Source organism: Nocardia sp. NPDC101769 (genome assembly GCF_044766925.1).
GTDB lineage: Bacteria > Actinomycetota > Actinomycetes > Mycobacteriales > Mycobacteriaceae > Nocardia.
The window spans coordinates 149,651-163,256 of the sequence record NZ_JBIWMX010000013.1 but is presented as its reverse complement, the minus strand read 5'-3'; the positions used below and the strand labels follow the sequence as shown (position 1 = coordinate 163,256).

Here is a 13,606-nt window from a genome sequence, read left to right as displayed (position 1 = left end):
TACGGCGCCGCTGTGCTCGCGGTTCGAAACCGCTGTTCGATCGTCTCGACCGAAGTCTAGTCCGCCGTGCGGTGCGTTGCCGGAACGTGGACGCGGCCCGGCGCGCCGACTAGGTGCTCAGCCGCAGGACAGCCGAATTGCCCTGGACGGCAACGATCTTCACGGTCAGGCCGTTCAGGAAGATGGTGCCACCGACCCCGGTCGAACCGGATACCGGCAGCCCGAACACCGTCGTCGACGCGGTGACCGAGCCCGGGCTGATCTGCCCGATCCGGACACTACTGATCCGGGAGAATCCGGGAACCGGAATCGTGGTCGGCCCGTCGATCCGGACCTCGCAATTGCCGTTGGAGCAGGCGCTGAGATCGGTCCCGTTCGAGGCCGCCGGTAGCCCGTCCGACGGCTGGTTCGATTCCTTCGAAGACGTCGTCTTGACCACGGTCGTCTCTCCCGGCGTCGATCCTGCCCCGGCCGGTATCGCCGACCCGCCTGTTTCCGTCCCGCACCCGGCGCACAACGCCACAACCGCCACCGCCAGGCCGACCCCGGCCGGCCCCACTTTCGCCCACGTGGATATCGGGATTCGCATGCAACCTCCACCATGCTCTCGGACCTACGGACACCGATGATGCGCGACGCGGCGGCCCGCCGTAGTGAAATCCGACTGTTCGCCCCGATTTATCCCCCGCCCGACCCGGTACGGGAGCCCGGGTGCCCCTATCGGCCCGCGACGTAGTCGCGAAGCCGCTCGACGACCTCATCCGGCCCGGGCATCCGAGCGATCTCCGCCGCGACCACCTCGGCCGCCTCTCGATAAGAATTGCCCCGCCGCGGCAGCAACGTCGCCGCCCGCTCGGCGACCGCATCCGCGTCGACCTCGCCAGCCCCGAGCTGAATCGCCGCCCCCACCGCCTCCAGCGCATCCGCATTGGCGAACTGATCGGCCCCCTGCGGCAGGACCAGTTGAGGCACTCCGAAGTTCAACGCACCGAGCGTGGTACCGCTGCCCCCGTGATGCACGACGAGATCGACGTGGGGGAGTAGCCGAGACTGCGGCACCCACCCGTGAACACTGACATTGCCCGGCAGTGCACCGAGCTCGTCCGGATCCACCCGCCCCGCGGCGACAATGACCTGGGCGTCGAGCCGAGACAGTCCGGATACGGCCTGCGTGAGCAGTCCCGGTGTGCCGAACACGGTGCCCAGCGTCAGATAGATCAGTGGCCGGGACGTCGGTATGCCCGGCAGCGCGGCGAGTTCCCCCTTCTCCGGATACGGAACCGGCCGCAACTCGATCCGTTCTTCTTTCAGAAATTCCTTGTCCTGCAGCGAGGCCGGGCAAATATCGATATGCGGCACCCCCTCCACGCCGGCGATCCCCAGCGGATTCTCCAGCCCGATCCCCTCCGGAAACATCCGCCCGAACCCATGCCATACCCCTGGAATCCCCGCCCGCCGCGCCGCAATCGCCGCCCCCGGCACCCCCCACTCATGAATCACCAGATCCGGCCGCAACCGCTCCAAATCCCGCGCAATATCCTCCGCATACATCTCGGAAAAGCAATCCCCCGGCCGAAACGCCGCCAACCCATGCCGCCCGATCACCCCGTGCATCCCCGCCCCCACTGCGAAATGCACCTCGCACCCCGCCTCCCGAGCCGCCACCGCCAACGGCACCAGCGGATACGCATGCCCCACAGTCGCAAGGCTGGCAAACACGACGCGCATCCCGCCACCCTAGCCCGTCAACCCAAGGTTGACCATCCGCGAACCCCCTGCCGGACACCACTTCTCACACCCCCACCCCGGAACCCTCTGAGCGCAAGCCGAATTCCCCCCGCCAGGCCGACTGTGCCCGAGCGGTTCAATGGAAGTCCCCGGACAGCGCAGAGCCGCCGACTCTCATCGCGAGTGGCCCCCAGAGTGGGGTGGGTGAATGATCTCCAGATCCGGAATCACAAGTGGTGCCGAGTGTGGGACTCGAACCCACACGTCCTTTCGGACAACGGTTTTTGAGACCGTCGCGTCTGCCAGTTCCGCCAACCCGGCGCACCGGGAAGAAATGATAGCGGGTGGAGGGGAAAGAGACTAATCGAGGGGGTCCGGGGGTTACGCGGTTGTGATACTGGTCGGTTTGCCCTGGGTACGTGGGTTGTGGGGGCGGGTGAACGGTACTCTTTGGGGTGACTCGATGCGTGCCGGGCCTGCGAGGGTGGCGCAAGGCGAGGTGGCATCGGGTATCGGTATTCGGAAGCGACAGGGGTTCATCTATGGGAACGACAGCAGGGGGCGGTTCGAAGAAGGACGCTGCGGCGTCCGCCCCCAAGCGGGTGGTGGTTGCCGAGGACGAGGCGCTCATCCGGATGGACCTGGTGGAGATGCTCTCGGAGGAGGGCTATCACGTGGTGGGTGAGGCGGGAGACGGTCAGCAGGCCGTGGATCTCGCCGAGGAGCTACGGCCGGATCTGGTGATCATGGACGTGAAGATGCCGCGTCGGGACGGCATCGACGCGGCGGCCGAGATCGCGTCGAAACGCGTTGCGCCGGTGGTCATCCTGACCGCCTTCAGTCAGCGCGATCTGGTGGAGCGGGCGCGCGACGCGGGTGCGATGGCGTACCTGGTGAAGCCGTTCACCAAGTCGGATCTGGTGCCGGCCATCGAATTGGCCGCATCTCGATTCCATGAGATCGCGGCGCTCGAGAGCGAGGTCGCGAATCTGACCGACCGGCTCGAGACCCGCAAGCTGGTCGAGCGTGCCAAGGGTGTGCTGATGCAGACCCAGGGGCTGTCAGAGCCGCAGGCGTTCAAGTGGATACAGCGCACGGCCATGGATCGTCGCACCACTATGAAGGCGGTCGCGGAAGTGGTGCTGGAGAACCTCGCGCCGAAGTAAGACACATTCGCCACGCCGTCGCCCTGTTGTTGCCGCTAATGCACTGGAGAAATTAACAGTGCGGTAACAGCAGGGCCTTCTGCGTTTGTTGCGATGTCACATGGATGATTCGAATGTGATGCGGAGCTAACGTAGCGGGGCTATGTTCTGGACGGGCCGATCGATGGGGCGGCCCTCCTCGGTCACCCCGGGGGAGCACAGAACATGAGGTGAATCGTGCTTGGTTCATTGACGCGCACGTCATCCCTGCGACGCAGTCGCACGGCGCGAGCGGTGGTCATCGGAGCGGCGGCCGTACTGGCTCTGGCGTCGGCGGGATGCAGTAGCAAATCAACGGATAATTCGGGCGGCGGCTCGAATCTGACCATTCAGCCTCTCGTGCAGGTGGACGGCCAGGGCAAGGAAGTTCCGGCGAAGGACACCAGCGCGGCCGCCGATCCGGCCGGCGACGGCAAGGGGAAGTGCGCACCTCAGACGATCGCGATGGCGGGCCCGCTCACCGGTGACAACGCCAACCTCGGCCTGAACATCATCCGCGGCGTGAAACTGGCGCTGGACCAGCACAACAAGGCCAACCCGGGCTGCCAGGTGACGGTCAAGGAATTCGACACCGAGGGCGACCCGCAGAAGGCCACCCAGGTCATCCCGACCATCGTCAGCGATCCGTCGATCGTGGCCCTGATCGGCCCGACCTTCTCCGGTGAGACCAAGGCGACCGGTGCGATCCTCAACCAGGCCAATCTGCTGTCGCTGACGCCGTCGGCCACCAACGTCACCCTGACCACCAACGGCTGGAGCAACTTCTTCCGCGGCCTGGGCAACGATGGCATCCAGGGTCCGGCCGTGGGCGGATACCTCAAGGGCACCGGCAGGTTCAAGAAGATCTGCGTCATCGCCGACGACTCGGATTACGGCACCGGCCTGGCCAAGACCGTCACCGAGGGCCTTGGGTCGATCGCCGACCCGAGCTGCGCGGCCAACGTCAAGCAGAAGGACAAGGACTTCTCCGCGACGGTGTCGAAGATGGCGTCGGCCAAGCCGGATGGCATCTTCTACGCCGGCTACTACGCCGAGGCGTCCCCACTGGTCAGCCAGCTGCGCAATGGCGGTGTGACCGCGACCTTCATCTCCGACGACGGCACCAAGGACGTCGAGTTCGTCAAGCAGGCGGGCAATGCCTCCAAGGACGCGCTGCTGTCGTGCCCGTGTGGTCCGGCGTCGGACAAGTTCACCACCGCCTACAAGGCATTCAACAACTATGAACCGGGCACCTATTCGACCGAGGGCTACGACCTGACCACCATCGTGCTCAAGGGCATCGAGGCCGGTAAGGTCACCCGCCCCGATCTGGTCGATTACGTGCGCAACTACGACGGCCAGGGCCTGGCCCGCGAATACAAGTGGGGCTCCACCGGTGAATTGGCGAACGCTCTGATCTGGATGTACCAGGTCAAGTAGCACTCACTATTCGGAACAGCGTGTGCCGAATCGGTTTCGGCGCACGCTGTTTTCCTCGGACGGCGAAAGTAACGAATGTCTGCACCCGCTCTGGCCGATGTGACCCTCCTCGCGAGCAGTTCCATCGAATTCAATGTCTCCGGCGTAGTCGACCAATTCTGGCGGCTGACCGTCGAAGGTTTGACGTACGGTTCGATCTACGCCCTGGTCGCGGTCGGATACACACTGGTCTACGGTGTGTTGCGCCTGATAAATTTCGCCCATTCGGAAGTTTTCATGCTGGGCATGTTCGGCCAGCTGGTCGGGCTGATGGTCTTCGGATTCGCCGCCAGCGGCGATGTGTATTCCCAGGGCGTCGTCTCGACCGTCATCTATCTGGGCGCCGCCATGGTTTTCGGCATGCTGGTCTCCGGCGCGGCCGCGGTGGGCCTGGAGCGGGTCGCGTACCGCCCGCTGCGCAAACGCGGCGCGAAACCGCTGATCTTCCTGATCACCGCGATCGGAATGTCGTTCGTACTGCAGGAATTCGTGCACTACGTGCTGCCGAAGCTGACCGGCAACAAGCTCGGCGGCACCAATGCGCAGCAGCCGATCGTGCTGGTGAAGCCCACCGAGCAGTTCCAGATCTTCGGCGCCTCTGTTACCAATATCTCGCTGGTGATCGTGCTCGCGGCGATCGCGCTGGCGCTCACCACCGAATTGCTCATCAACAAAACGAAATTCGGCCGCAGCATTCGCGCGGTGGCGCAGGACCCCGATACCGCCACGCTGATGGGGGTCTCCCGGGAGCGGGTGATCATGCTGACCTTCCTCATCGGCGGTGTGCTCGCGGGTGCGGCCGCGCTGCTCTACACGCTCAAGATCCCCAACGGCATCATCTACAACGGCGGATTCATCCTGGGCATCAAGGCGTTCAGCGCCGCGGTGCTGGGCGGCATCGGCAACCTGCGCGGCGCGCTGCTGGGCGGCCTGCTGCTGGGTCTGGCCGAGGACTACGGGCAGATCCTGTTCGGCACGCAGTGGCGTGACGTGGTGGCCTTCGTGGTGCTGGTCGGCGTGCTGATGATTCGCCCGACCGGCATTCTGGGCGAGAGCCTGGGGAGGGCGCGGGCATGACGACGACAACGAAACCGGCCCCCATGCCACAGAATTCGCCCGCCGGGCGGGGCGTCGGCGACGCCATCCGGAACTGGTGGGGCGGGTTGTCCCGCCCGGCGCAGTGGGCGTTCGGCGTGCCGGCGGTCATCGTGCTGGCCGTACTGCCGTTGTTCAAGCTGCCGCTGCTGGACACCCCCGGCACCAGTTTCGGCGGGGTGATGGCGCAGTTCGCCATGTACGCCCTCATCGCCATCGGCCTGAATGTGGTTGTGGGACAGGCCGGTCTGCTCGACCTGGGATATGTCGGCTTCTACGCGGTCGGTGCGTATTCGGTGGGTCTGCTCACCAGCCCGAACAGCCCGTGGAATCAGACCAACGGCGGCTTCCTGGACCCCAAGTGGGCGTGGCTGGCGTGTGTGCCGATCGCGATCCTGCTGACGGCCATCTCCGGCCTGATCCTGGGTACGCCCACCCTGCGCCTGCGTGGCGACTACCTCGCCATCGTGACCCTCGGCTTCGGTGAGATCGTGCGCCTGCTGGCCGACAATCTGCCCGAGATCACCAATGGCAGCCTCGGGCTGTCGCGGATCCAGTATCCGAAGCTCGGCGAGTCGGACAGTCACCCCGGCGGCTACTTCTCCTCCGGCAACCTGGGCGATACGAGCAGCTGGAATCCTTTGGACCGGGCCAACTCCGGCACCTGGTGGTACTGGCTGGGCATCGTGCTGGTGGTCGGCGTCCTGATGCTGGTCGGCAATCTCGAGCGCAGCCGTGTCGGCCGCGCCTGGGTCGCCATCCGCGAGGACGAGGACGCCGCCGAGATCATGGGCGTGCCCACCTTCAAGTTCAAACTGTGGGCCTTCACCATCGGCGCGGCCATCGGCGGCCTGTCCGGCGCGCTGTACGCGGGCCAGGTGCAGTTCATCAACCCGGCCGGATTCAATGTCATCAACTCGATGCTGTTCCTGTGCGCGGTGGTGCTGGGCGGCCAGGGCAACAAGCTCGGCGTGATCGTCGGCGCGTTCCTGATCGTGTACCTGCCCAACCGATTCATGTCGGTGAGTGTGGGCGGGCAGTCGCTGGGCGACTACAAGTATCTGTTCTTCGGACTCACGCTGGTGGTGGTGATGATCTTCCGGCCGCAGGGTCTGTTCCCGGCTCGGCAGAAACTGCTCGCCTACGGGCGGCAGGTGTATCGGGCGGTGCGACGGCCGGTGGTGGCCGCGCAGGCGACGGGAGCGGGGCAATGACGGGGCCGGGCGACGCGCTCTTCGACAACGAGGACATGGCCGCCGGGTATGCGGCGCCGGAGGCAGAGCCCAGCGCGGGCACGCTGGACGTAACGGAGGTGATGCCGGTCTACAAGGACCACGATGTGGTCGCGGAAGTCGTTGCGCCGCACCGGGAGATCGAGACCGCAATCGGCGCGCCGCTGCTGCGCACCGACGGGCTGACGGTGAAGTTCGGTGGTCTCACCGCGCTGGACGCCGTGAGCTTCGAGATCCGCCGCGGCGAGATCCTCGGGCTCATCGGACCCAATGGCGCGGGCAAGACGACCTGCTTCAACGCCATCTCCGGCGTGTACCGGCCCTCCGGCGGCACCGTCTACTTCGACGGCAAGCCGCTCACCAAGACCAAGCGCAACGAGATCACTCGCCTCGGTATCGCACGCACCTTCCAGAACATCCGGCTCTTCGGCGAGATGACCGCGCTGGAGAACGTGGTGGTGGGCGCGGACGCGCGGCACAGGACCTCGGTCCCGGGCGCCATCTTCCGCACCGCCCGGCACCGGAGCGAGGAACGCGACTCGCTCGAAAGAGGCATGGCGCTGCTGGAATTCGTCGGCATCGCCGCGCACGCGGTGGAGAAGGCGCGCAATCTGTCCTACGGCGATCAGCGCCGCCTGGAGATCGCCCGCGCGCTGGCGACGGAACCGAAGCTGCTGTGCCTGGACGAGCCGGCCGCAGGCTTCAACCCGAGCGAGAAGTCGGCGCTCATGGATCTGATCCGCAAGATCCGCGACGACGGCTACACGGTGCTGCTCATCGAGCACGACATGCGGCTGGTCATGGGCGTGACCGACCGCATCGTGGTGCTCGAGTTCGGCCGTAAGATCGCCGACGGGCTGCCGGACCAGATCCGCCAGGATCCGGCGGTGATCAACGCGTATCTGGGCGTGCCCGACGAGGCGGAGGTCGCGGACAGCGGCACCGAGCAGGCCGCGATCGCGCCGCACGACGGTGCGGATGTGGGCCCGGGCAAGCCTGGCGCACAAGCGATCCCGGACCTGACCAAGCCCATCCCGGCGCCGGACGTGCCGGAAACCCCGTCCGATCAGCCCCTGCTGACGGTCGAGGATATGGTGGTCAACTACGGCAGAATCCAAGCCCTGCACGGCATTTCGCTGTCCGTCGGCCAGGGCGAGCTGGTGACCCTGCTGGGCGCCAATGGCGCGGGCAAGACCACCACCATGCGTGCCCTCTCCGGCCTGCTGCCACTCACCCGCGGCCGCATCATGTTCCAGGGTCGCGACATCACCCGTATGAAGGCCCACGAACGCGTCGTGGCGGGCCTGATCCAGGCCCCCGAGGGCCGTGGTGTCTTCCCCGGCATGACGGTCCAGGAAAACCTCGACATGGGTTGTCACGCACGACCGTTCAAGGCCAAGGCCGACTACACCCGCACCCTGGACTGGGTCTACGAGCTGTTCCCACGACTGCTCGAACGCCGCCGCCAGGTGGGCGGCACCCTCTCCGGCGGCGAGCAGCAGATGCTGGCCATCGGCCGCGCCCTGATGGCCCGCCCCCAGCTGCTGTTGCTGGACGAGCCGTCAATGGGCTTGGCCCCCATGGTGATCCAGCAGATCTTCCGAATCATCGCCGACATCAACGCCCAGGGCACCACGGTCCTGCTGGTCGAGCAGAATGCCCAGCAGGCCCTGACCCGCAGCCACCGCGCCTACATCCTGGAAACCGGTGAGGTCACCAAAACCGGCGGCGGCCGGGCCCTCCTGCACGACCCCGCCGTCAAGTCCGCCTACCTCGGCGTCGGTTGACACCCGACCCCGAAAAGCGTTCGGGCCGGTCACCTTCCGGTGACCGGCCCGAAGCCTTCTGCAGGGGCGACAGGAATCGAACCTGCAACCTGCCGCTTTGGAGACGGCTGCTCTGCCAATTGAGCTACACCCCTTGGCGAGGGCATACGCTACCAGGTAGCCCGGCCGCGATGAAATCGGTTTTGCTGACCTGCGGCGACGGGCCGAGTATGCCCGCTGCCCACGGATGTCGGAGGGGATACCTAGACTCTGTCGGGTGACCCCTGCCTCTACTGATCAGCGTCCTGGTGTTGTGCCCGCATCTGCGTCCGGGGAGCAGCCGACCCTGCTGCTGCTGGATGGGCATTCGCTGGCCTATCGCGCGTTCTATGCGCTGCCGGCGGAGAACTTCAAGACGCACAGTGGGCAGACCACCAATGCCGTGTACGGGTTCACGGCGATGCTGATCAATCTGCTGCGCGACGAGAAGCCCACGCATGTGGCGGCGGCGTTCGACGTGAGCCGGAAGACCTTCCGGACCGAGGCGTTCCCCGAGTACAAGGCGAACCGGATCAGCACGCCCGACGAGTTCAAGGGCCAGGTGGAGACCACCCAGGAAGTGCTGGGGGCGCTGGGGATTCCGGTGATGGCCATCGAGGGGTACGAGGCGGACGATCTGATCGCCACCCTCACCACGCGGGCCGTGCCCGAGGGTTTCCGGGTGCTCATCGTGACCGGTGACCGCGATTCGCTGCAGCTGGTCAATGACAACGTCACCGTCCTGTACCCGAAGAAGGGCGTCTCCGAGCTGACCCGGTTCACCCCGGCGGCGGTGGAGGAGAAGTACGGGCTCACCCCGCAGCAGTATCCGGACTTCGCGGCGCTGCGCGGCGACCCGAGCGACAACCTGCCGGGCATTCCCGGCGTGGGGGAGAAGACCGCCGCCAAGTGGGTGCGCGAATACGGTGATCTGGCCACGCTGGTCGACCAGGTGGACAAGGTCAAGGGCAAGGTCGGAGACGCGTTGCGCGCCAACCTGTCCAGCGTCGTGCTCAACCGTCAGCTCACCGAGATGGTGAAGGACGTGCCGCTGCCCTACACCCCGGAGCAGCTGGCCGTGCAGCCGTGGGACCGGGAGAAGATCCACCGCCTGTTCGACGAGCTGGAGTTCCGCGTCCTGCGCGATCGCCTCTTCGACACCCTGGCCCCGGTGGAGCCCGAGGCCGAGGCCGGTTTCGAGATCAGCGGCAGCACCCTCGCGGCGGGCACGGTCGCGGACTGGCTGACCGCACATGCCGGAACCGGTGTGCGGCACGGTGTTTCCGTGGTCGGGACCGGCTCGCCGATCCACGGTGACACCCAGGCCATGGCGCTGGCCGCCGCCGACGGCGAGGGCGCCTACATCGACGTGCACACCCTCACCCCGGAGGACGAGAAGGCGCTGGGCGCCTGGCTCGCCGACGCCGAGATCCCGAAGGCGTTGCACGAGGCCAAGACCGCCATGCACGCCCTGCGCGGCCGTGGCTGGCAACTGGGCGGGCTCACCAGCGACACCGCGCTGGCCGCCTATCTGATCCTGCCCGGCCAGCGCACCTTCAACCTCGAGGACCTGTCACTGCGCTACCTGAGCCGGGAGTTGCGCGTCGACAGTGGCGGCGAGACCCAGCTGTCGCTGCTCGACGACGAGGAGCAGGTCGACGCCGAGGTTGCCAATGCCCAGATGCTGCGCGCCCGTGCGGTTTCCGACCTCGCGGACGCCTTCGACACCGAGCTCGAGCGCATCGAGTCCACCGCCCTGCTGCGCGATATGGAACTCCCGCTGCTGAGCGTGCTCGCCGATCTGGAGGCCGCGGGCATCGCCGTCGACTCCGACCAGCTGGAGGAGCTGCAGCGCGAGTTCGCCGACCGCGTCGCCGAGGCCGCCAACAACGCCTACGGCGTGATCGGCAAGCAGATCAACCTGGGCTCGCCCAAACAGCTGCAGGTTGTGCTGTTCGACGAGCTCGACATGCCGAAGACCAAGCGCACCAAAACCGGCTACACCACCGATGCCGATGCGCTCGAGGGCCTCTTCGAGAAGACCGGGCACCCGTTCCTGGAGCACCTGCTCGAGCACCGCGACGCCACCCGTCTGAAGGTGACCGTGGACGGCCTGCTCAAGTCGGTCGCCGACGACGGCCGCATCCACACCACCTTCAATCAGACGGTCGCGGCCACCGGCCGGCTCTCCTCGACCGAGCCCAACCTGCAGAACATCCCGATCCGTACCGATATGGGCCGCCGCATCCGCGACACCTTCGTGGTGGGCGCGGGCTTCGAGTCGCTCATGACCGCGGACTACAGCCAGATCGAAATGCGGATCATGGCCCACCTCTCCAAGGACGAGGGCCTGATCGAGGCCTTCAACTCCGGCGAGGACCTGCACAACTTCGTCGCATCCAAGGCCTTCGACATTCCCATTTCCGAGGTGGATCCGGAAACGCGCCGCCGCATCAAGGCCATGTCCTACGGCCTGGCCTACGGTCTGTCCGCCTACGGCCTGTCCCAGCAGTTGAAGATCAGCGCCGACGAGGCCAAGGTCCAGATGGACATCTACTTCAACCGTTTCGGCGCCATCCGCGACTACCTGCGCGACGCCGTCGAGCAGGCCCGCAAGACCGGCTACACCGAGACCCTCTTCGGCCGCCGCCGCTATCTGCCGGATCTGGATTCGAGCAACCGGCAGCGTCGTGAGGCCGCCGAGCGGATGGCCCTCAACGCCCCCATCCAGGGCACTGCCGCCGACATCATCAAGGTCGCCATGATCGACACACAGAAGGCGATCCGGGTGGCCGGGCTGAAGTCCCGGATGCTCTTGCAGATTCACGACGAACTCGTCTTCGAGGTCGCTCCCGGCGAGCGCGAGCAACTGGAATCGCTTGCGCGCGAGCACATGTCCAATGCCATCGAACTCTCGGTGCCGCTCGAGGTCTCGGTGGGCGTGGGCCGCAGCTGGGATTCGGCCGCGCACTAGAGGCGAGCGCGGCCGGCGCTGTCGAGGCGTTCGGTACGCAACAACTGATTTCGCCGCGCCATGGGTAACTCGCCGGGTATGTCCAAAATTCGGGCACCCACCTGACCGCACGCACGGGTGCGCGACTCCGACGGCACACTGCTGTCCGCTGAAGTTGCGGGGAGGCGGACCAGCCGTGAGCTGGGCATGTTCACGTATCGGATGTCTGCGGGCCCCATGGTGTTTGCTCGTACTCTTTCGCGGGCCGGTGTGGCGCCCGTCGCATATCCGGTGACCTGCGGCGAAGTTACTCATGGGTCGATTGCGAATATGGTTGCCATTGCGTGGTTGTCCCCTTATGCTCGACCCCGTGTCGAATCCCGCCTACAGCCGCAGCGCAGCGCTCGATGTCGCCGACCGCGACCGCGCCGCGCTCATTTCGCTCACCGCGAGTGTGGCTGGCGTGCGCGTACTCGTAGTTCTCCGCCGTAGCGGGGTCTGATTCGGACCGGCCCCTCGCTGCGGCCGAATGAACTTTTCTTGCTGGTCCCCTCTGTCACTTTCTTCGGAAGAAGTCGGGAAGACCTAGTTCAATGACCATCACCCTTGATACCGCCGCGTTCATCGCCGCTGCCCCCGCGAGTCTGCGGGCCGAGTGCATCGGCCTGACCCCCGCCGAGTTCCACGACCGATACTGTGCCCCGACGGGCCCGGTCAAGCTCAGCGACTGGACCCCGATCGGCCACCGCGCCGGCACGGCCACCCTGGAGATCGCCGATCACCTGCGCACCGTCGTGGCGACGGGCAGCCCGGTGGCGGCGCTGACCTCGGCCCTCTACGACGAGGGCTACCCGGTGGAGATCCTCGCGTTCCACCAGCGCCGGACCGCGGACGGTATGGCCACCTTCATCCAGTGCGAGTTCAACGGCCGCCGCGGCTGGGGCGCCGCGCTCGCCGACGACCCGGCCGAATCCACCATCCGCGCCATGATCGCCGGCATCAACCGGCTCGGTTCGCACTTCTGAGAGAAGCGGGAACCTGACCCCGCTGCTGAGGCAGCGGGGTCAGGTTGCGTGAGGTGTCGGTTGAAAAGCCAAGCGCCGCAACCCCTTCCGGGGTTGCGGCGCTGAGTTCGCCGGACGCGCGGCCTACTTCGACTCTTGCTCCGCGATCTGCTTGCGGACCTCGTCCATGTCGAGGGCCTTCACCTGGGTGACCAGGTCCTCGAGGGCGGCCGGGGGCAGCGCGCCGGGCTGGGCGAAGACGAGCACGCCCTCTCGGAAGGCCATGATGGTCGGGATCGAGCGGATATTCGCGGCGGCCGCCAGACCCTGCTGGTCTTCGGTGTCCACCTTGGCGTGCACCACGTCGGGGTGGGCCTCCGACGACTTCTCGAAAGTCGGGGCGAAGCTGCGGCACGGGCCGCACCACGATGCCCAGAAGTCGACGAGAACGACGTCGTTGCCGGTGACTACCTCGTCGAAGTTCTGCTCGGTCAGGGTCTGGGTGGCCATGGTTTCCTCTCGTATCGATGTCCCCCGGTCCAACACGGGGCCCACTGGTTATCTTCCCTGGGTGATCAGCCGGTCGGTCGTTCAGAGTCGTTCGGTCCCGGAAATGGGCCACTCGTCACGCCGGTCACCGTCCCATCGCCGGATGCCCTCTACGGTAGCCCGGAAGTCCTTGTCCCAGGCCACAGTGTCGAGCGCCGCCTCCAGTTGTCCCGGCCGCAGCCGCCGCGCGAGTGTGACGTGCGGCGTCCAGATGTCCGGGCGCACATTGGCGGGAATACCCGGGCACTCCTCGATGACGCGGAACAGCCTGTGCTGCAGGGCGATCAGCGGTGCGGAGGGCACCACGGCCCGAACCAGAATGGGCGTGCGCGAGCCGAACACCAACAGTCCGCCCAGCCGGATCGGAAGGGGCCGAAACTCCTGGCGCGCCAAGACTTTATCCAGTCGCGGCCAGATCTCGGAGGCGACCGCGAGGGTGATGTGCGGCCGGTGCTCGGGCCCGGGCGCGTGCAATCCGATTTCGCGCAGCAGCGCCCACTGCCGACGCATCTCGGCCTCGGCCGTCGCGTCGAGCACCAGTTCCACCGATTGCACCATGGTGTCCCGAACCTACGCC

General features: G+C 66.4%; 12 protein-coding genes, 2 tRNA genes and 1 pseudogene. 9 read left to right on the top strand and 6 right to left on the bottom strand.

Annotation, left to right across the window (positions count from 1 at the left end; all coding sequences use genetic code 11):
* Nucleotides 1–109 precede the first annotated feature (109 nt).
* From ACIRRA_RS21595 to ACIRRA_RS21585, 3 genes are all read right to left on the bottom strand, one after another.
* Entirely contained in the window at nt 110–439 is a 330-nt protein-coding gene (locus tag ACIRRA_RS21595) for a hypothetical protein (protein ID WP_402770710.1), read from the bottom strand.
* A 278-nt stretch (nt 440–717) separates the two neighbouring features.
* Nucleotides 718–1,728 carry a glycosyltransferase gene (locus tag ACIRRA_RS21590; protein ID WP_402770707.1) on the bottom strand — a complete coding sequence of 337 codons (1,011 nt, stop codon included), beginning with the start codon at nt 1,726–1,728 and terminating at the stop codon, nt 718–720.
* A 234-nt stretch (nt 1,729–1,962) separates the two neighbouring features.
* Nucleotides 1,963–2,049 (bottom strand) — tRNA-Leu (locus ACIRRA_RS21585).
* Nucleotides 2,050–2,270: 221 nt separating this feature from the next.
* On the opposite strand from ACIRRA_RS21585, the gene ACIRRA_RS21580 reads away from it, so the two are divergent.
* The 6 genes and pseudogenes from ACIRRA_RS21580 (at nt 2,271) to ACIRRA_RS21555 (ending at nt 8,505) form a co-directional block, all read left to right on the top strand.
* Nucleotides 2,271–2,894 carry an ANTAR domain-containing response regulator gene (locus ACIRRA_RS21580; RefSeq protein WP_213560578.1) on the top strand — a complete coding sequence of 208 codons (624 nt, stop codon included), beginning with the start codon at nt 2,271–2,273 and terminating at the stop codon, nt 2,892–2,894.
* Nucleotides 2,895–3,140: 246 nt separating this feature from the next.
* Nucleotides 3,141–4,352: a branched-chain amino acid ABC transporter substrate-binding protein gene (locus ACIRRA_RS21575; RefSeq protein WP_402770886.1), complete on the top strand. Its 1,212-nt coding sequence runs from the start codon at nt 3,141–3,143 to the stop codon at nt 4,350–4,352.
* Nucleotides 4,353–4,427: 75 nt separating this feature from the next.
* Entirely contained in the window at nt 4,428–5,468 is a 1,041-nt protein-coding gene (locus tag ACIRRA_RS21570; RefSeq protein WP_354846087.1) for a branched-chain amino acid ABC transporter permease, read from the top strand.
* Entirely contained in the window at nt 5,465–6,700 is a 1,236-nt protein-coding gene (locus ACIRRA_RS21565; RefSeq protein ID WP_402770704.1) for a branched-chain amino acid ABC transporter permease, read from the top strand. Before ACIRRA_RS21570 ends, ACIRRA_RS21565 begins: the two co-directional genes overlap by 4 nt.
* A pseudogene (locus ACIRRA_RS21560) lies at nt 6,697–7,638 on the top strand (ABC transporter ATP-binding protein); the annotation flags it as partial. The gene ACIRRA_RS21565 and the pseudogene ACIRRA_RS21560, both read left to right, overlap by 4 nt.
* A 171-nt stretch (nt 7,639–7,809) precedes the next feature.
* A complete protein-coding gene (locus tag ACIRRA_RS21555; protein ID WP_402770883.1) occupies nt 7,810–8,505 on the top strand; it encodes an ABC transporter ATP-binding protein in 696 nt (231 codons plus the stop codon).
* Nucleotides 8,506–8,566: 61 nt separating this feature from the next.
* Here the strand turns inward: ACIRRA_RS21555 and ACIRRA_RS21550 are convergent.
* Nucleotides 8,567–8,639, bottom strand: a tRNA-Trp gene (locus ACIRRA_RS21550).
* Between the two features lie 122 nt (nt 8,640–8,761).
* On the opposite strand from ACIRRA_RS21550, the gene polA reads away from it, so the two are divergent.
* From polA to ACIRRA_RS21535, 3 genes are all read left to right on the top strand, one after another.
* Entirely contained in the window at nt 8,762–11,497 is a 2,736-nt protein-coding gene (gene polA / locus ACIRRA_RS21545; protein ID WP_402770702.1) for a DNA polymerase I, read from the top strand.
* A gap of 349 nt (nt 11,498–11,846) precedes the next feature.
* Entirely contained in the window at nt 11,847–11,978 is a 132-nt protein-coding gene (locus ACIRRA_RS21540; RefSeq protein ID WP_402770699.1) for a hypothetical protein, read from the top strand.
* Between the two features lie 91 nt (nt 11,979–12,069).
* Nucleotides 12,070–12,501 carry a 2-keto-3-deoxygluconate kinase gene (locus ACIRRA_RS21535; RefSeq protein WP_402770696.1) on the top strand — a complete coding sequence of 144 codons (432 nt, stop codon included), beginning with the start codon at nt 12,070–12,072 and terminating at the stop codon, nt 12,499–12,501.
* 123 nt (nt 12,502–12,624) lie between these two features.
* Here the strand turns inward: ACIRRA_RS21535 and trxA are convergent, their stop codons facing one another.
* Both trxA and ACIRRA_RS21525 read right to left on the bottom strand, forming a co-directional pair.
* Entirely contained in the window at nt 12,625–12,990 is a 366-nt protein-coding gene (gene trxA, locus ACIRRA_RS21530; protein WP_402770694.1) for a thioredoxin, read from the bottom strand.
* Between the two features lie 81 nt (nt 12,991–13,071).
* Complete coding sequence (locus ACIRRA_RS21525) at nt 13,072–13,587, bottom strand: 2'-5' RNA ligase family protein (protein ID WP_402770691.1); 516 nt, start codon at nt 13,585–13,587, stop codon at nt 13,072–13,074.
* Nucleotides 13,588–13,606 lie beyond the last annotated feature (19 nt).